Below are 18,113 nucleotides of genomic sequence, written 5' to 3'. Positions count from 1 at the left end.
GGCTGCAAAGGAAACGGAGCCACCATGACGCGATTCGAGGAACTGTTCCTGCCGCATCTGAAGGCGGCCTATAACCTCGCGCGCTGGCTGACCGATAACGACAGCGCGGCCCAGGACGTGGTTCAGGAAAGCGCGTTTCGCGCGGTGAAGTTCCTCCATCGTTTTGACGGCGGCAATCCCAAGGCATGGTTTCTGACCATCGTGCGCAACGAAAGCTACAACTGGCTCAAGGCTGCGGCGCGCCAGGGGGCGGTGGCTTTCGACGAGGCCTGTGGCGAGGACGAGCCGGCCCTGGCCGATGGGCGCACCCCGGAATGGCAACTGATCCAGGGGCAGGAGGCGGCGCAGTTGCAACAGGCGTTGCTGGCCCTGGCTCCGGTGTTTCGTGAGGTGATAGTGCTCAAGGAGTTGGAAGACATGCCCTACAAGGACATTGCGAAGATCGTCGACATCCCCCTGGGGACGGTCATGTCGCGCCTGGCCAGGGCTCGCGCCATGCTCCGGCAGCAACTGCAGAAGTCCCGGCCATGATCCACGCCATCGACTGCAAGACCTGTCGGGCCTGGCTGCATGGCTACCTCGACAACGAGTTGGAAACCAATGCCGCCGCCGAGGTGGCCGAGCACCTGCATCACTGTGCCGAATGTGCCGGTGAATATGCCGATGCCCGGCGCCTGGTGGCGCAGCTCAAGGCTCACCTGCCCTATCACCAGGCGCCGGCAGGCTTGGCCCGGCGCCTGCGGGCCAGTATCGAGGCCCCGGCGTCGCCTCCTGCGGGGTTGCTCCAGCGCTGGCTGGGACCTGGCGGCCGGCGCTGGCTGGCCCCGGGATTTTCGACCCTGGCGCTGGCCCTGTCCCTGGTGCTCTACCTGGCGGCGCCTTCTGCCGAGCGGCCATGGCTGGATGAGGCGGTGTCCAGCCATGTGCGTTCGCTGATGGTCGATCACTTGAATGACGTGGTGTCCTCGGACCGGCATACGGTCAAGCCCTGGTTCACCGGCAAGCTGGATTTTGCCCCGCCGGTCTTCGACTTCAGTCAGCAGGGCTATGTGCTGTTGGGCGGGCGCCTGGACTACCTGCAGCAGCAAAGTACGGCGGCCCTGACCTATGGCCATGGGCGGCATTTGATCAACCTGTTCATCCTGCCTACGGCGGATGCCGATGCAGCGGCGCAAAACCTCTCCTTGCGCGGTTATAACCTGGTGGCCTGGCGGCGCAATCACCTGCGCTTCATCCTGGTGTCGGACCTGGAGCAGGGCGAGCTGGCGGCGCTGGGGCAGTTGATCCAGAAAGATCTTTGAGGCGGGGGCGTTGTTGCGAGGGTGGAGCCAGGGCTTGCGAACTGGGGCAGCAAGCCCGGCCTCGGCACCGCGGTGCAGAGGCCGGGCATGCCGGCAGAGGGATCAGCCCTTGCAGACGCTGGCGATGGCGCGGGCCAGCAGGTCCAGGCGGGTGGCGTCGATCCCGGCCACGTTGGCGCGGCCGGAGCTGACCATGTACACGCTGTGCTGTTCACGCAGCGCCTGCACCTGAGCCGGGCTCAGGCCGGTGTAGGAGAACATCCCGCGTTGCACGCCGATATGGGCGAAGCGCTCGGCCAGACCATGGGGTTGCAGGGCTTCCACCAGACCAGCGCGCAGTTGCGCGATGCGTTGGCGCATGGCTTCCACTTCGTCGATCCACAGGCGCTTGAGCTCGGCATCGCCGAGGATGGTGGCGACCACTGCGGCGCCATGATCCGGTGGCGTGGACCACAGGTTGCGGGCGATGTGGGCCAGCTGGCTGCGCACGTCGAGCAGCTTCTCGGCATCCTGGGTGCAGACGATCAGGGCGCCGGTGCGATCGCGGTACAGGCCGAAGTTCTTCGAGCAGGAACTGGTGACCAGCACTTCCGGCAGTTCGGCGGCGAACAGCCGCACGGCCCAGGCATCCTGCTCCAGGCCGTCGCCAAAGCCCTGGTAGGCGAAGTCGATCAGCGGCAGCAGCTGGCGGCGGCGCACCACCTCCAGCACCCGTTGCCAGTCGGCCTGGCCGAGGTCGAAGCCGGTCGGGTTGTGGCAGCAGGCATGCAGCAGCACCACATCGCCCTCTGGCACCTGATTCAAGGTGGCCAGCATGGCCTCGACGTCCAGGCGGTTGTCGCTGCCCACGTAAGGGTAGTGACTGACCTTGACCCCGGCCGCGGCGAAGATGGTTTCGTGAATCGGCCAGGTCGGATCGCTCAGCCACACGCCACGGCCCGGCAGGCAGTGGGCGATGAAGTCGGCGCTCAGGCGCAGGGCACCCGTGCCGCCCGGGGTCTGGGTGGCGCCGGCGCGCTGGCTGGCGATCAGTGGCGAATCGCTGCCCAGCACCAGTTCATTGATCACCTTGCCGAAGGCCGCATCGCCGTGGCCGCCGATGTAGATCTTGGTGTCCTGGCGATCCACCAGGCGCTGTTCGGCCAGCTTCACCGAGCGCGGGATCGGCGTCAGGCCCTGGGCGTCCTTGTAGACCCCCACGCCGAGGTCGAACTTGTTCGGGTTGGGATCGCTGGCGTAGGCCCCCATCAGGCCGAGAATCGGGTCGCCGGGTACCCGGCCGATGGCGTCGAAATGCATTACTTGCGTCCTTCTGCGGTCTTGGCCACTTCGTCGGTACGAGCCGCCATGATGAAGTCGTTGCGGTGCAGGCCCTTGATCGAGTGGCTCCACCAGGTCACGGTGACCTTGCCCCACTCGGTGAGCAGGCCTGGGTGGTGGCCTTCGGCCTCGGAGATCTCGCCCATGGCATTGGTGAAGGCCAGGGCGAACTTGAAGTTCTTGAACAGGAAGACTTTCTCCAGCTGCATCACGCCGTCGCGAACTTCGATGTTCCAGTCAGGGATCTGCTTGATCAGTACCGGCAGTTCTTCGTCGCTGACTTGTGGGGCATCGGCGCGGCAGGCTTCGCAATGGGCTTGGTTCAGAGCGGTCATGGTGTGTTCCTGAGTTCGATTCTTGTTGGAAGTTACTATCTTTCGCAGCGGCTCGCGAGTGCGAACCGCTCAGGCCGCCTTGGGTTTTGGCGGGAACTTGGGCGCGTGCAGGCCCAGCTGCATGCCTTGGTGGACCAGGGCCATGATGTCTTCATGGGCCAGGTCGAACAGGCGCTTGAGGTTGGGCAGGACGAAATAGATCGGTTGCAGGATGTCGATGCGATAGGGCGTGCGCATGGCTTCCAGCGGGTCGAAGGCCTGGTGTTCCGGCGCTTCGGAGAGGCTGTACACGGTTTCCTTGGGCGAGGAGAGGATGCCGCCGCCATAGATGCGCCGACCAGCCGGGGTTTCTACCAGGCCGAACTCGATGGTCATCCAGTACAGGCGCGCCAGGTACACCCGCTCTTCCTTGGTGGCTTGCAGGCCGAGCTTGCCGTAGGTGTGGGTGAATTCGGCGAACCAGGGGTTGGTCAGCAGCGGGCAGTGGCCGAAGATCTCGTGGAAGATGTCCGGTTCCTGCAGGTAGTCCAGCTCTTCAGGGGTGCGAATGAAGGTCGCCACTGGAAAGCGCTTGCTGGCTAGCAGTTCGAAAAAGGTCTGGAAAGGAATCAGCGCCGGCACCCGAGCCACTTGCCAGCCGGTGGTTTCGCCGAGGACCTTGTTGATTTCGCTCAACTGCGGGATGCGGTCGTGGGGCAATCCGAGCTTGTCGATGCCATCCAGGTACTCCTGGCATGCACGACCCTCGATGACTTTCAGCTGACGCGTGATCAGGGTGTTCCACACCGCGTGTTCTTCGGGTGGATAGTCGATAAAACCTTGCGCGTCGGGCTCGCGGGCCACGTACTGCGTCTGCTTCATGCTGCTCTCCTGCCAGGGGATGCGTTCTTGTTATGTGTGACCCCAGTGATACCCGAGGGTGCGACGCTTTGCAGCAGGCGGCGGGTGTCTGTGAGGGGCCACTCGGCGCCTATTCGTAAAGTATTCGTTACGAATTTGCCCGAATGGCCGGCATGTTGTGGGTTTCCAGGTTTGAAAAAGCCCATGGCTGTCACATAATCTTGACGATTATCTGCATCACCCAGCAGAAACTTTGCAAGTGTCGACGTCAAAAGCGTCGGCTTTCGGCGTTTATGCCTTCCCTTATCCGTTTCGGGCCTTTCTTCATGCGCATCAAAGTTCACTGCCAGAACCGCATCGGCATCCTGCGGGACATTCTCAATCTGCTGGTGGAGTACGGGATCAACGTGGCCCGGGGCGAGGTGGGCGGCGAGCATGGCAATGCCATCTATCTGCATTGCCCGAACCTGATCAATCTGCAGTTCCAGGCGCTGCGCCCCAAGTTCGAGTCCATCGCCGGGGTCTTCGGTGTGAAGCGTGTCGGGCTGATGCCCAGCGAGCGCCGGCACATGGAACTCAACGCACTGCTGGGCGCCCTGGAGTTCCCGGTGCTGTCCATCGACATGGGCGGTTCCATCGTGGCCGCCAACCGGGCGGCGGCGCAGTTGCTGGGGGTACGGGTGGATGAGGTGCCGGGGATTCCCCTGTCGCGCTACGCCGAGGATTTCGACCTGCCGGAGCTGGTGCGGGCCAATCAGTCGCGGATCAATGGGCTGCGGGTCAAGGTCAAGGGCGATGTGTTCCTGGCGGACATCGCCCCGCTGCAATCCGAGCACGACGACAGCGAGGCCATGGCCGGCGCGGTATTGACCCTGCACCGGGCGGATCGGGTCGGTGAGCGCATCTACAACGTGCGCAAGCAGGAGTTGCGCGGTTTCGACAGTATTTTCCAGAGTTCGAAAGTCATGGCGGCGGTGGTGCGTGAGGCGCGGCGCATGGCGCCGCTGGACGCGCCGCTGCTGATCGAGGGCGAAACCGGCACCGGCAAGGAACTGCTGGCCCGCGCCTGCCACCTGGCCAGCCCGCGGGGGCAGTCGCCACTGATGGCCCTCAATTGCGCCGGGTTGCCGGAGTCCATGGCCGAAACCGAGCTGTTCGGCTACGGCCCCGGGGCCTTCGAAGGGGCGCGGGCGGAGGGCAAGCTCGGGCTGCTGGAGCTGACCGCCGGTGGCACCCTGTTTCTCGACGGCGTGGGGGAGATGAGCCCGCGTCTGCAGGTCAAGTTGCTGCGCTTTCTGCAGGATGGCTGCTTCCGCCGGGTGGGCAGCGATGAAGAGGTGTACCTGGATGTACGGGTCATTTGCGCGACCCAGGTCGACCTGTCCGAGCTCTGTGCCCGGGGCGAGTTTCGCCAGGATCTCTATCACCGGCTGAATGTGCTGTCGCTGCACATACCGCCCTTGCGTGAATGCCTTGATGGCCTGACCCCGCTGGTGGAGCATTTCCTCGATCAGGCCAGCCGGCAGATTGGCTGCCCGCTGCCGCGGCTGGCGCCGGCCGCCATGGAGCGTCTGAGTCACTACCACTGGCCGGGCAACGTCCGGCAGTTGGAGAACGTGCTGTTTCAGGCGGTCTCGTTGTGTGATGGCGGCGTGGTCAAGGCCGAGCACATCCGCCTGCCGGACTACGGTGCCCGCCAGCCCCTGGGGGATTTCTCCCTGGAAGGCGGCCTGGAGCAGATCGTCGGGCGTTTTGAAAAGGCCGTGCTGGAAAGCCTGTACGCCGAACATCCCAGCAGTCGGCAGTTGGGCAAGCGCCTCGGGGTGTCCCACACCACCATTGCCAACAAGCTGCGCGAATACGACGTCGGCAAGCCGTAATCCTTGCCGCAGCCTTGAGTAGCGGTGGCAGCCGGGCATGTATCCGGGCCGTTACTTGCCGTTTGCGGCATAAGGCCGCCGTTTTTCCGTCTCCGCTACCACCCTCTGCATTCCCTGTGGACCGGGCAAAGCCCTGTCCCGCCTGGGGATAAACCTTCTCGAAAAAACTTGGTGCGCTTATTGCTTATGGCTTCGCAGTACAGCGGTGGGCGGCAAACGTCCGGCAGATGAGGAACGATTGTGGACAAGTACCTTTATGTGGCAATGACCGGCGCCAGCCAGAATGCACTGGCGCAAAAGGCTCATGCCAACAATCTGGCGAACATCTCCACCAACGGTTTTCAGCGCGACCTGGAGCAGGCGCGTGCGATGCCGGTGTTTGGTGACAGTTTTCCGGCGCGGGCCTTTGCCATGGGCGAGCGGCCGGCGACGGATTTTACTCCCGGCTCCATGGTGGAAACCGGTCGTGACCTGGACGTGGCCGTCAGCGGCAAGGGCTGGATCGCCGTGCAGAGCCCCGATGGCAGCGAAAGCTATGTGCGCACCGGCAGCTTGAACGTCGACGCCCTGGGTGTGCTGCGTGCCGGCAACGGCATGCCGGTCATGGGCAATGGCGGTCCGATTGCCGTGCCGCCTGAGCAGAAGATCGAAGTGGGCCAGGACGGCACCATCAGCATCCGGGCCATGGGTGAGGGGCCGCGTGTCATGGCCGAGGTCGATCGCATCAAGCTGGTCAATCCGGACATCAAGAACCTGACCAAGGGGCTCGATGGCTCGATCAAGACCAAGGACGGCCAGCCGGCGCCAGCCGATGCCAATGTGCAGCTGGTGTCGGGGTTCCTGGAGTCGAGCAACGTCAATGCCGTGGAAGAGATGACGGCAGTGCTGGCCTTGTCCAGGCAGTTCGAATTGCACATCAAGATGATGAACAGCGCCAAAGAAGACGACCAGGCCATGGCTCGGGTCTTGCAGATCAGCTAATTACCAGTACCTAGCGCCGTAAAACAGGCGCGAGAGGAGAATCGAATGCTTCCGGCTCTATGGGTTGCCAAAACCGGTCTGTCCGCCCAGGACACCAACCTGAGTGTGATTTCCAACAACCTGGCGAACGTCTCGACCACGGGTTTCAAACGTGATCGCGCCGAGTTCCAGGACCTGCTGTACCAGATCAAGCGTCAGCCGGGTGCCCAGTCGACCCAGGACAGTGAACTGCCAACCGGCCTGCAGGTCGGTACCGGTGTGCGCATCGTCGGCACCCAGAAGAACTTCACTGCCGGCAGCCTGCAAACCACCGAGCAGCCGCTGGACCTGGCGATCAACGGCCGTGGTTTCTTCCAGATCCTGCAGCCCGATGGCACCACGGCCTATACCCGTGACGGCACCTTCCACCTCAATTCCAATGGCCAGATCGTCACCGCCAGCGGCTTTGCCCTGGAGCCGGCGATTGTCGTGCCCAACGACGCGCAGACCTTCACCGTGGGTCAGGACGGCACGGTGTCCATCACCATCGCCGGCAACCCGGCGTCCCAGGTGATCGGCAACTTGCAAACCGCCGACTTCATCAACCCGGCCGGCCTGCAGGCCCAGGGCAACAACCTGTTCCTGGAAACCGCCGCCAGCGGCGCGCCGCAGATCGGCACCCCGGGTCTCAACGGTTTCGGCACCACTCTGCAGAACACCCTGGAAGCGTCCAACGTCAGCACGGTCGAGGAGATGGTCAATATGATCACCACCCAGCGTGCCTACGAGATGAACTCCAAGGTGATCTCCACCGCCGACCAGATGCTCTCGTTCGTAACGCAGAAGCTGTAATCAAGTCTTGAGGTCGCCACGGGTCTGACGTGGCGTGCCGGCAACATCGTGAGGAAGGGTCATGAATCGGTTTATTTGTGTTCTAGCGCTGAGTGGGAGTGCCGTGCTTGCGGGCTGTGTTGCCCCGCCGCCCAAGCCCAATGACCCTTACTACGCGCCGGTATTGCCGCGCACGCCGCTGCCTTCCGCGTCCAACAACGGTTCGATCTACCAGGCCGGCTTCGAGCAGAACCTGTACAGCGACCGCAAGGCGTTCCGGGTCGGTGACATCATCACCATCACCCTCAATGAGAAGACCGCGGCCAGCAAGGGCGCCAACTCGGCGCTGACCAAGACCAGCTCCAACAGCGTTGGCCTGACCTCGCTGTTCGGTGCCGTGCCCAATACCAACAACCCCCTGGGCAGCGGTGACCTGACCCTGAACGCCGGCTACAGCGGCAACCGCGCCACCAAGGGCGACAGCAAGGCCGCCCAGAGCAACAGCCTGACCGGTTCGATCACCGTCACCGTGGCCGATGTATTGCCCAACGGCATCATCGCGGTACGCGGCGAGAAGTGGATGACCCTCAACACCGGCGACGAGCTGGTGCGGATCGCCGGCCTGGTGCGGGCGGACGATATCGCCACCGACAACACCGTGTCCTCGACCCGGGTCGCGGATGCGCGCATCACCTACTCGGGCACCGGCTCCTTCGCCGATGCCAACCAGCCTGGCTGGTTCGACCGTTTCTTCCTCAGTCCGCTGTTCCCTTTCTAGGTGATGAGAAGCCTCATGTTCAACTTCAAGCACCTGATGGCGGCGGCCTTGTTGCTGTCCACTTCCCTCGGCGTTCAGGCCGAGCGGCTGAAGGACATCGCCAGTATTTCCGGCGTGCGTTCCAACCAGTTGATCGGCTACGGCCTGGTGGTCGGGCTTAACGGCACCGGCGACCAGACCACCCAGACCCCGTTCACCCTGCAGACCTTCAACAACATGCTGTCGCAGTTCGGCATCAAGGTGCCGGCCGGTTCCGGCAACGTGCAGTTGAAGAACGTTGCGGCAGTGTCGGTGAGTGCCGATCTGCCGGCGTTCGCCAAGCCGGGCCAGCAGGTGGACATCACTGTTTCGTCCATCGGTAACTCCAAGAGCCTGCGTGGCGGCACCCTGTTGCTGACGCCCCTGAAGGGGATCGACGGCAACGTCTATGCCATCGCCCAGGGCAACCTGGTGGTGGGTGGTTTCGACGCCGAAGGGCGCGATGGTTCGAAGATCACCGTCAACGTTCCATCGGCCGGGCGGATTCCCGGCGGCGCTTCGGTGGAGCGGGCCGTACCCAGCGGTTTCAACCAGGGCAACAGCCTGACCCTGAACCTCAACCGTTCGGACTTCACCACCGCCAAGCGCATCGTCGACAAGATCAACGACATGCTCGGCCCGGGCGTGGCCCAGGCCATCGATGGCGGTTCGATTCGGGTCACCGCGCCCCTGGACCCAAGCCAGCGCGTGGATTACCTGTCGATCCTGGAGAACCTGGAAGTCGATCCGGGGCAGGCGGTGGCCAAGGTCATCATCAACTCCCGGACCGGCACCATCGTCATCGGCCAGAACGTCAAGGTGTCGCCGGCGGCGGTGACCCACGGCAGCCTGACCGTAACCATTACCGAGGATCCGATCGTCAGCCAGCCCGGTCCGCTGTCCAATGGACAGACCGCGGTGGTGCCGCGTTCGCGGGTCAATGCGCAGCAGGAAGCCAAGCCGATGTTCAAGTTCGGCCCGGGCACCACCCTGGATGAGATCGTTCGCGCGGTGAACCAGGTGGGCGCGGCCCCGGGCGACCTGATGGCGATTCTCGAAGCCTTGAAACAGGCCGGCGCGCTGCAAGCCGACTTGATCGTGATTTGAGGTGGCGGCCATGGATATACGTAAGAGCGGATTGATTGGCAGCGGCGATTCCGGGTCCTATTCCGACCTCAATCGCCTGCAGCAACTCAAGGTCGGTGACAAGAACGGCGAGGCCAACGTGCGCAAGGTGGCGCAGGAGTTCGAGTCGCTGTTCCTCAACGAAATGCTCAAGTCCATGCGCAAGGCCACTGATGTCATCGCCCAGGACAACCCGCTCAATACTCCGGCCGCCAAGCAGTATCAGGACATGTACGATCAGCAGCTCGCGGTGTCCCTGTCGCGCGAGGGCGGCGGTATTGGCCTGGCCAATGTGCTGATGCGCCAGATGATGAAGAACAAGCCGGCCACGCCGGGTGCCACGCCACCCGCGGCGGCTGCGCCGGTGGTGGCAGCGACGCCGACGCCGATTGCCGCGGGCACCAGCGCCCAGGATGGTCCCTTGAGCCGGTCCAACGGCCAGCGGCCGTTGTGGGCTTCGCGAGCCCATGATCCGTTGCGGACCAGCGTGGCCCATAACGACATGGTCCTGCTCAACCAGCGTCGCCTGTCGCTGCCAAGTAAGCTGACCGATCGCCTGTTGACCGGGATCGTGCCGTCGGCCGGCGGTGTTGCCGATGCTTCCACTCAGAACGCTGCGCCGAGTCGCACCACGGCGGCCGCGGATGCGGTGCTGCGCGGCGAATGGCGGGTCAACCAGGGCTATGCCGCGTCCCAGGGCAAGATGCGCGTGTATGGCCGGGCCATGGCTCAGCCGCCGCTGGCACCTGCCAAGCGTGCCTTCAGCTCCGCCGACGACTTCGTCGCCACCATGCTGCCAATGGCGCAGCAGGCGGCGCAGCGGATCGGCGTCGATCCACGCTATCTGGTGGCCCAGGCCGCGCTGGAGACCGGCTGGGGCAAATCGGTGATGCGCCAGCAGGATGGCACCAGCAGTCACAACCTGTTCGGCATCAAGGCCGGCAAGAGCTGGCAGGGCGCTCAGGCCCGGGCGATCACCAGCGAGTTCCGCGATGGGCAGATGGTCAAGGAGACGGCGGCGTTCCGTTCCTACGATTCCTATCAGGACAGCTTCCACGATCTGGTGACCTTGTTGCAGAGCAACAATCGCTATCAAGAAGTGCTGAAGGTGGCCGATAAACCAGAACAGTTTGTTCGCGAGTTGCAAAAAGCCGGGTATGCAACGGACCCGGATTACGCTAGCAAGATTTCGCAGATAGCCAAGCAGATGAAGCATTACCAGAACTACGCTGCGGCGGGCGTTTCCACGAATTTATAAGGTCTGAATCATGAGTTTGCTCAATATCGGGATGTCGGGGCTGGCCGCCAGCCAAACGTCGTTGATGACCACGGGTAACAACATTGCCAACGCCGACACCGCCGGGTACTCGCGCCAGCAGACCGTGCAGGGCACCAAGGCCTCCGCTCAATTCGGCAATGTCTTCATCGGCACCGGTACCACCCTGGCCGACGTGCGCCGGGTGTACAACAGCTTCCTCGATGCCCAGTTGCGCACCGCCACGTCCCTCAACAGTGACGTCGCGGCCTACCAGGGCCAGATCAGCCCGATCGACCAGTTGCTGTCGGACAACGGCACCGGCATGAACGGCGCCCTGACCAAGTTCTTCGCCTCGCTGCAGAACCTCAACGCCAAGCCCACCGACGAGGCCTCCCGACAGTTGCTGCTCAGCGATACCCAGGCCTTGAGCAACCGTTTCAACTCGGTGTCCAGCCAGCTCAACGAGCAGAACAGCAACATCAATGGCAACTTGGCGAGCATGGCCGACCAGGTCAACAAGCTGGCCAACACCGTGGCTCAGCTCAACCAGAAGATTTCCGAGCTGTCGACCAACGGCAACGGCATGCCCAACGACTTGTTGGATGCTCGTAACGAAACCGTGCGCCAGCTTTCGACGTTCATCGGCGTTCAGGTGTCGGAGCGCGGCTCGAGCCTCGACCTGTACCTGGGCAGCGGCCAGCCGCTGGTGATGGGCAACTCCGCCAACACCCTGGAAGTGGTGCAGGGCAAGAATGATCCGACCCGCTCCATGCTGCAGATCAATCGTGGTACCAGCACCGCGGACATCACCAACGTCACCACGGGTGGCGAGATTGGTGGCCTGTTGCGCTATCGCAGCGAAGTGCTGGACCCGGCCATGAATGAACTGGGGCGCGTGGCCCTGGTGGTTGCCGACCAGATGAACAGCCAGATGGCCCAGGGCATCGACAAGAACGGTGAGTTCGGCGGCAACCTGTTCAACGACATCAACAGCTTGCGGATGATCAGTCAGCGCAGTATGGCCAGCGCCGCCAACAGTGCCGGCTCGGGCAACTTCAATGTGACGATCAAAGATACCGGCAAGCTGAGCACCAGTGACTACACGGTGACCTTCAGCAGCGCCACGGATTACAGCGTCAAGCGTTCCGACGGTACCGACATGGGCAGCTTCAGCACGACCACCAGCCCTGCGCCGGTGATCGACGGTTTCTCGCTGAACCTCACGGGTACGGTGGCCGCCGGTGACAGCTTCAAGATCATCCCGACCCGCAATGCCGCGGCCACCATCCAGACGGAAATGACCGACTCCAAGCGCCTGGCTTTGGCTGCACCGTTGAAGGCCGAGCTCGGCGCCGGGGTCAAGAGCTCCCTGAGCATTTCTGCGCAGCCGTCCCTGGCGGTGCCGATCGACAACTCCGATGCCGCCAGCAAACTGGAAATGCAGACCGCCCTGAAGAACTCCGGCCCGGTCAAGGTGGTGTTCAATACGGCGTCCGGCGGCAGTCAGACCTACGACTACTTCGACGCCAAGGGCGTCAAGATGGGCAGCGGCTCCATCGTGCCGGGGCAGAGCAATGTCCTGAACCTGCAAGTCAATATGCTCGACGCCAGCGGCAACCCGATCACCGACGGCGGCACGCCACCGGTGACCAAGACCTTCACGGTGCAGATGACCGTTGCCGGTTCGCCCAATGCTGGCGACAACATGAGCATCTCGGTGAATGGCGCCGGCTCTTCCGATAACCGCAACGGCCTGGCGTTGTCGGGCCTGCAGACCAAGCAGACCGTGGACACCGGCTCGGCGAGCAAGGGCATCACCCTGGTGGATGCCTACGGCAAGCTGATCGAGAACGTCGGCGCCAAGGCCAGTCAGGCCAAGCTCGACACCGCTGCCAACGGATCCATCCTGGCCAACGCCAAGGGCGCCCGGGACTCGTTGTCCGGAGTCGACCTGGATGAAGAAACCGGCAATCTGGTCAAGTTCCAGCAGTACTACACCGCGTCTTCGCAGATCATCAAGGCTGCGCAGGAAACCTTCAGCACGCTGATCAACAGCCTTTAAGGAGCCGTAGCCCATGCGCATTTCTACCGCCCAGTTTTACGAGTCTTCGGCTGCCAACTACCAGAAGAACTTCTCCAACGTAGTCAAGAGCAGCGAAGAGGCCAGCAGCCTGGTCCGGGTCAAGACCGCCGCCGACGATCCGGTGGGTGCTGCCCGCCTGCTGCAATTGGGTCAGCAGGCCTCCTTGCTCGATCAGTACAAGGCCAACAGCAACTCGATCAAGGCCTCCCTGGGCCAGGCCGAGTCGGTGATGACCAGCATCAACAACGTCCTGGCCCGGGCCAAGGAACTGGCCACCGGCGCGGGCAGCGCCGGTTACACTGATGCCGACCGGCAGGCCAATGCTTCCGAGCTGGGGCAGATCGAAGAGCAGCTGCTGAGCCTGATGAACTCTCAGGACGAAAACGGCAAGTACCTCTTCGGTGGCTCCAAGGACGATGTTCCGCCGTTCAGCCGCAACTCCGATGGCACCTACAGCTACAACGGTGACCAGAGCAGCCTGAAGCTGCCGGTGGGCGACACCATGATGATGGCGGCCAACAGTACCGGTTGGGATGTGTTCCAGCAGGCGCTCAACACCAGTCGTAGCCAGGTCACCATGACCTCGCCGGCGGTGGATGATGGACGGGTTTCCCTGTCCAACGGCCAGATGAGCAACAGTGGCGCCTACAACAGCCAGTTCCGCGCTGGCGAGCCCTATACCGTGTCGTTCGTCAGCGGTACCCAGTTGAAGATCCTCGATGGCAGCGGCAACGATGTGACCGCTGAGGCCAGCAAGGGCGGCGTGGTGGATACTTCGCCGAATCAGACGGTGAGTTTCCGTGGTGTCGATCTGACCCTGAACGTCAACCTCAAGTCCGGCGATGTCGCTAACACGGTGCTGCCGGGACACAGCTTCACCTTGGCGTCGAAACCGGACACCTTCAACGTTGCGCGTTCTCCGGGCAACCCGAGCATGACTCAGGTTTCAGCCACCAGCGTGACTGATCCGGTGGCCTACAACTCGACATTCCCGAGCGGCAATGCGGTGCTCAAGTTCACCAGCGCCACCAACTTCGACCTGTATGCCGCGCCGCTGACCGCTGACAGCAAGCCAGTGTCCTCGGGGGTGGTCGGTCCGGGCAATATTGCCACTGCGGCAGGCGTGAGCTTCACCCTGACGGGCGCTCCTTCGCCGGCTGCCAACGATCAGTTCAGCGTGGCGGTTAACAATCACGAAACCCAGAACGTCCTGGACACCGTGAGTCAGTTGAAAAGCGCGTTGAACACGCCCACTGACGGTAACCTCCTGGCGACCCAGAAGCAGTTGGCCGACCTCGCCTCGGGGATAGCCAACCTGGCCAGTGGTGTCGATCAACTGTCCATCGGTATCAGCTCCATCGGTGGTCGGGGCTCTGCGTTGGCCACCCAGAACGAAATCAACGAAAGCCTGGCGTCAGCCAACGCCACCACCCGTTCTGCGATCAGTGATTCCGATCCGGCCGAAGTCATGACCCGCCTGACCCTGCAACAGACCATGCTGCAGGCCTCGCAGTTGGCCTTCAGCAAGATCACTCAGCTCGGCCTGTTCAACAAGGTCTGAGTGCACGGCGTTCGAGCCCCGCCTCGAATGCCGTGATCGTCGAGCCGTCAGCCGTCTTTTTTAAGCGGTTTTGCAGCCCTGGTCTTTCTGGCCGGGGCTCGCCGCTCGAGAGTTTGCAACCGTGAACCAAGCCCCTCTTGTCAGCATCGTTATCCCCGCCTTCAACCCACGCTTCTTCAGTCAGGCTCTGGACAGTGCCCTGGCGCAGACCTACCAGCCGCTGGAGATCGTCATCTGCGATGACAGTGCCGACGATGAGATCCAGCGGATAGTCGAAGCCATCGGCGAGCCTGTGCATCCCGTGCGTTACCTGCGCAACCCGCAACGCCTGGGTTTGCAGAAGAACATCCTGCGTTGCGTTGAGGAGGCTCGTGGCGAGCTGATCAAGGTCTTGTGCGATGACGACCGGCTGTTTGCGCCGAGTGTTGCCTTGCAGGTTCCCGTGCTGCTGGAGAACCCCGATGTCAGCCTGGTGTGTGCGTTGCGAGTGTTTGGCGATGCGGGAAACTTCATCCTGCCGTCGCGAATTGAAAACTGCCGTTTCACCCGAGAGGATGCATTGCTCAAGGGAAGTGACTTGCTGGCACTCTTCGAGGGTACTCGGAAAAATTTCCTGGGTAATTTCAGTGCTGCCTTGATGCGCCGTGCCGACGTGCTGGAGTTGCTGCCGGCGTTGATTCAGGACAGTGGCGGATTTGTTGCCTTGCTGGACCTGGCGCTGTTCATCTGCCTGATGCGCCGTGGCAATTTCGCCGCGCTGACCAGTGTGTTGAGCTGCGAACGGCTCTACCCAGAACGGCTTAGCAGCACCCCGGAAATGCTCAGTCTTGCCACGACTGAATGGCAATGGCTGGCGCAGATGCTGGCGGTACGCAGTGGCGAGTCCGCCCCTGCCTCAGGCTGGGTGCGCTATGTCGATCTGCTTCAGGCTCATGAGCGGCCACGTCAGTGGCAAGAGTTGTTCGTGGCTCGGGTTCTGGGCAATCGCAATACTGTGGTCAACGGGCGGGTGGGTGGCGAGAGCCAGAGCTACGATGAGTTCTATCGAGAATGGCTGGCGGTGCGCAAGTTTTCGGTGTCGGAGCAGCGGCTGATGGCACAGCGCATCGACAGTTGGCCGCGCCGGGTGCGTATCGTTCCGGTGATCATCGACTACCAGGTGGACAGTGCCGCGCTTCGGCTAACCCTGGACAGTCTGGACAATCAGCTCTACGCGCCCCAGGCCGTGGTGGTTCTGTCCGAGGCCGAGTGTGGCGTCCGCGAGCGGGTTCTGCAGCAGCCGCTGCGCGCCGATTGGGCTGGACAGCTGAACGAACTGGTGCCGCAACTGGAGGGATGTGACTGGTTCTATTTGCTGCAGGCCGGTGATCGTCTGCGGGATTCCGCCCTGCTGGTGCTGGCCGAGCGGATCGCCAATACCCCGGCCATGCTCTGTGCCTACAGTGATGAAGGTGCCTTGCTTCGGGGGGAGTCCTGCGAGCCGGTGTTCAAGCCCGACTTCAATCTCGACTTGATGCGCACTTATCCCTATGTCGGACGTGCCCTGGCGTTTTCCCGTGAGCGTTTCATGCTTGAGGGCGGGTTCGATTCGGTGCGCGGCGAGCTGGCTCCCCATGATTTGCTGTGGCGGTTGGTGGAAGCCGCTGGCCCGCAGACCATCGAGCATATTGCCGATATCCAGCTGGAATCCGAGTTCAGCTTTGCTCAGTGGTTGTCCCGGCCACAGGTGATCGAGGCCAGTGAAGGCCTGGTGGCTGCGCATTTGCGCCGTATCGGCGTGCAGCACCAGATCGGTCATGATGACTTGCCCTTGCTCAACCGAATCGACTACTTGCACGAGACGCGAGCGCTGGTGTCGATCGTGGTGACCTGTGGTGACTCCCTGGCGGCCTTGCAGCTCTGCATCGAAGGCCTGATAGAGCAGACCGCCTACAACCATTATGAAATTCTTCTGGTGGATGGCGGCAGCCGAGACCCGGCCATGGCTGACTGGCTGGTGGCCATGGCGCAATTGGGCGGCTCCATGTTGCGGGTGCTGCCGTATCGCGGTCCTGACAACCGGGCAAGTCTGGTCAACGCTGTTGCAGCGCACGCGCGTGGTGAATACCTGCTGCTGCTCAGCCATCATGCGCGGATCTGCAGCGGGGACTGGCTGGACGAGCTGCTCAATCAGGCCCAGCGCCCGGAGGTCGGTGTGGTGGGCGCGCGGATTCTGAGCACTGACGGTTCCGTCCTGCATGCCGGACATATCCTGGGCTTGGCCGGTCCCGTGGGTTCGCCCTTTGTTGGCGAGGCACTGGGTGTCCGGGGGTATATGCAGCGGTTGCAAGTGGTGCAGAACTGGAGTTCGGTCAGCGGCGATTGCTTGATGGTGCGCAAGGAGGTATTCGACAGCCTTGGTGGCCTGGACGAGCAAGGGATCAATGGCGAACTCAGTACTGCTGACCTGTGTCTGCGGGTCGATCGAAATGGCTATCTGGTGGTCTGGACGCCACATGCCATCTTGATGCTGGCGCAGGCCGACACGCCGCCGGAGGCGATCGAACAGCAGGCCGTGGAGGCCGAGCATGAAGCCTTCTACCGTCAGTGGTTGCCGAAGATCGCTCGCGACCCGGCTTACAATCCGGCCCTCAGTCTGGGTTTCTCCAGCTTCAGCCTGGAGCCGAGCCTGCGTGACAACTGGAGTCCGTTCTGCGCCCGCAACTTGCCGTTGGTGCTGGGCTTGCCGGTCAATACCAGCGCGGTTGGGCACTACCGGGTCACTGGGCCTCTGAGTGCGCTCGAGGCAGCGGGCAGGGTCATCGCGCGGGTAGCCTATGAGTCGCCATCGACGGTGGAAATCGAACGTCTGTCTCCCGATACCATCGTCCTTCAGGGGCGTTATAGCGAAGGTGCCGTCGGCGATATCCTGCGGATGAAAAAGTACTCCCGGGCGCTGCGCATCTTTGAGATCGACGACTACATCGTCAGCGCGCCGAAGAAGAACGTCCACACGCGAAACCAACCGCTCAATACCGAACAACTGCTGCGCGAGGGCATTGCCTTGTGTGATCGGGTGGTGGTCACCACTCAGCCGCTGGCCGAGGCCCTGTCCGGTATGCACGGTGATATTCGGGTCGTGCCCAACATGCTGGCGCCGGATCCATGGGCCACGCTCAGCAGTCGTCGAGGCACTTCCAGCAAACCGCGGGTTGGATGGGGGGGCGGTACCAGTCACACCGGCGATCTGGAGATCATCGCCGAGGTGGTGCGCGAGCTGGCCAATGAAGTGGAGTGGGTGTTCTTCGGCATGTGCCCGGATGCATTGCGCCCCTACGTGCATGAGTACCATCCGGCGATTGGCCTGCGAGGCTATCCCTTCAAGCTGGCCAGCCTGAACCTCGATCTGGCTCTGGCTCCCTTGGAGTTCCATATCTTCAACGACTGCAAGAGCAACCTGCGGTTGCTGGAATACGGGGCCTGCGGTTATCCGGTGATCTGCACCGATACCGAGGCCTATCGTGGCTTCCTGCCTTGTACCCGGGTCCGCAGCAATAGCACCGAGGAGTGGTTGCAGGCGATCCGCATGCACCTGGCCGATCCGGTAGCCAGCTATCGCATGGGTGATGAGTTGCGTGAGGCGGTGCATCGCGACTTCATGCTGCGCAGTGACAACCTGCAGCACTGGTTATGGGGTTGGTTGCCGGACTGATTCCATCGCTGGCCGGGACGTTCCGTAAGGTGACCGGCTGCTCTGCCAAGCCCCTGTCGCAGGTAACGGCCAGGGGCTTTCTTTTGCCGCGTCCCAAGGCGTCGCCTGCGCAATTGGCGCACTTCCTGCAAG

The 18,113-nt window shown here is 62.7% G+C and carries 14 protein-coding genes; 11 read left to right on the top strand and 3 right to left on the bottom strand.

Annotation, left to right across the window (positions count from 1 at the left end; genetic code table 11):
- The first annotated feature begins 24 nt into the window (after nucleotides 1-24).
- Nucleotides 25-531: a sigma-70 family RNA polymerase sigma factor gene (locus tag GGI48_RS06730; protein ID WP_179597567.1), complete on the top strand. Its 507-nt coding sequence runs from the start codon at nucleotides 25-27 to the stop codon at nucleotides 529-531.
- On the top strand, nucleotides 531-1,301 hold the full coding sequence (locus GGI48_RS06725; RefSeq protein ID WP_179601934.1) for an anti-sigma factor: 771 nt from the start codon (nucleotides 531-533) through the stop codon (nucleotides 1,299-1,301). The genes GGI48_RS06730 and GGI48_RS06725 overlap by 1 nt, the downstream gene beginning before the upstream one ends.
- A 102-nt stretch (nucleotides 1,302-1,403) precedes the next feature.
- Here GGI48_RS06725 and GGI48_RS06720 read toward each other — a convergent pair whose 3' ends face one another.
- The 3 genes from GGI48_RS06720 to phhA all read right to left on the bottom strand — a co-directional run bounded on the left by GGI48_RS06720 (nucleotide 1,404) and on the right by phhA (nucleotide 3,817).
- Nucleotides 1,404-2,600, bottom strand: coding sequence for an amino acid aminotransferase (locus GGI48_RS06720; protein WP_179597565.1), 1,197 nt, complete (start codon nucleotides 2,598-2,600; stop codon nucleotides 1,404-1,406).
- A complete protein-coding gene (locus tag GGI48_RS06715) occupies nucleotides 2,600-2,956 on the bottom strand; it encodes a 4a-hydroxytetrahydrobiopterin dehydratase (protein ID WP_007930096.1) in 357 nt (118 codons plus the stop codon). The genes GGI48_RS06720 and GGI48_RS06715 overlap by 1 nt, the downstream gene beginning before the upstream one ends.
- 69 nt (nucleotides 2,957-3,025) lie before the next feature.
- Nucleotides 3,026-3,817 carry a phenylalanine 4-monooxygenase gene (gene phhA / locus GGI48_RS06710; protein ID WP_047302636.1) on the bottom strand — a complete coding sequence of 264 codons (792 nt, stop codon included), beginning with the start codon at nucleotides 3,815-3,817 and terminating at the stop codon, nucleotides 3,026-3,028.
- A 305-nt stretch (nucleotides 3,818-4,122) separates the two neighbouring features.
- On the opposite strand from phhA, the gene GGI48_RS06705 reads away from it, so the two are divergent.
- From GGI48_RS06705 to GGI48_RS06665, 9 genes are all read left to right on the top strand, one after another.
- Complete coding sequence (locus GGI48_RS06705) at nucleotides 4,123-5,676, top strand: sigma-54-dependent transcriptional regulator (RefSeq protein ID WP_179597563.1); 1,554 nt, start codon at nucleotides 4,123-4,125, stop codon at nucleotides 5,674-5,676.
- Between the two features lie 240 nt (nucleotides 5,677-5,916).
- Nucleotides 5,917-6,657, top strand: a complete 741-nt coding sequence (locus tag GGI48_RS06700) for a flagellar basal body rod protein FlgF (RefSeq protein ID WP_016965788.1) — start codon at nucleotides 5,917-5,919, stop codon at nucleotides 6,655-6,657.
- Between the two features lie 45 nt (nucleotides 6,658-6,702).
- A complete protein-coding gene (gene flgG, locus GGI48_RS06695; protein WP_016965789.1) occupies nucleotides 6,703-7,488 on the top strand; it encodes a flagellar basal-body rod protein FlgG in 786 nt (261 codons plus the stop codon).
- A 61-nt stretch (nucleotides 7,489-7,549) separates the two neighbouring features.
- A complete protein-coding gene (gene flgH / locus GGI48_RS06690; protein ID WP_047302642.1) occupies nucleotides 7,550-8,245 on the top strand; it encodes a flagellar basal body L-ring protein FlgH in 696 nt (231 codons plus the stop codon).
- A gap of 15 nt (nucleotides 8,246-8,260) precedes the next feature.
- Nucleotides 8,261-9,370, top strand: a complete 1,110-nt coding sequence (locus tag GGI48_RS06685) for a flagellar basal body P-ring protein FlgI (RefSeq protein WP_016963126.1) — start codon at nucleotides 8,261-8,263, stop codon at nucleotides 9,368-9,370.
- Between the two features lie 10 nt (nucleotides 9,371-9,380).
- A complete protein-coding gene (gene flgJ / locus GGI48_RS06680) occupies nucleotides 9,381-10,646 on the top strand; it encodes a flagellar assembly peptidoglycan hydrolase FlgJ (RefSeq protein ID WP_179597561.1) in 1,266 nt (421 codons plus the stop codon).
- A gap of 10 nt (nucleotides 10,647-10,656) precedes the next feature.
- A complete protein-coding gene (gene flgK / locus GGI48_RS06675) occupies nucleotides 10,657-12,708 on the top strand; it encodes a flagellar hook-associated protein FlgK (protein WP_016963128.1) in 2,052 nt (683 codons plus the stop codon).
- A 13-nt stretch (nucleotides 12,709-12,721) separates the two neighbouring features.
- Complete coding sequence (locus tag GGI48_RS06670; protein ID WP_103741593.1) at nucleotides 12,722-14,290, top strand: flagellar hook-associated protein 3; 1,569 nt, start codon at nucleotides 12,722-12,724, stop codon at nucleotides 14,288-14,290.
- A gap of 121 nt (nucleotides 14,291-14,411) precedes the next feature.
- Nucleotides 14,412-17,981, top strand: a complete 3,570-nt coding sequence (locus tag GGI48_RS06665) for a glycosyltransferase (RefSeq protein WP_179597559.1) — start codon at nucleotides 14,412-14,414, stop codon at nucleotides 17,979-17,981.
- The last annotated feature ends 132 nt before the right edge of the window (nucleotides 17,982-18,113 follow it).

The organism is Pseudomonas protegens (assembly GCF_013407925.2).
Taxonomy (GTDB): domain Bacteria; phylum Pseudomonadota; class Gammaproteobacteria; order Pseudomonadales; family Pseudomonadaceae; genus Aquipseudomonas; species Aquipseudomonas fluorescens_AP.
Note: the sequence above shows the minus strand (reverse complement) of the source record. Positions and strands in the feature narration are given on the sequence as shown.

Bases quoted from the DNA above. Each gene is read 5' to 3' on its own strand.
- GGI48_RS06730 (WP_179597567.1), top strand. From the start codon at position 25: ATGACGCGATTCGAGGAACTGTTCCTGCCGCATCTGAAGGCGGCCTAT.
- GGI48_RS06720 (WP_179597565.1), bottom strand. From the start codon at position 2,600: ATGCATTTCGACGCCATCGGCCGGGTACCCGGCGACCCGATTCTCGGC.
- GGI48_RS06715 (WP_007930096.1), bottom strand. From the start codon at position 2,956: ATGACCGCTCTGAACCAAGCCCATTGCGAAGCCTGCCGCGCCGATGCC.
- phhA (WP_047302636.1), bottom strand. From the start codon at position 3,817: ATGAAGCAGACGCAGTACGTGGCCCGCGAGCCCGACGCGCAAGGTTTT.
- GGI48_RS06705 (WP_179597563.1), top strand. From the start codon at position 4,123: ATGCGCATCAAAGTTCACTGCCAGAACCGCATCGGCATCCTGCGGGAC.
- flgG (WP_016965789.1), top strand. From the start codon at position 6,703: ATGCTTCCGGCTCTATGGGTTGCCAAAACCGGTCTGTCCGCCCAGGAC.
- flgH (WP_047302642.1), top strand. From the start codon at position 7,550: ATGAATCGGTTTATTTGTGTTCTAGCGCTGAGTGGGAGTGCCGTGCTT.
- GGI48_RS06685 (WP_016963126.1), top strand. From the start codon at position 8,261: ATGTTCAACTTCAAGCACCTGATGGCGGCGGCCTTGTTGCTGTCCACT.
- flgJ (WP_179597561.1), top strand. From the start codon at position 9,381: ATGGATATACGTAAGAGCGGATTGATTGGCAGCGGCGATTCCGGGTCC.
- flgK (WP_016963128.1), top strand. From the start codon at position 10,657: ATGAGTTTGCTCAATATCGGGATGTCGGGGCTGGCCGCCAGCCAAACG.
- GGI48_RS06670 (WP_103741593.1), top strand. From the start codon at position 12,722: ATGCGCATTTCTACCGCCCAGTTTTACGAGTCTTCGGCTGCCAACTAC.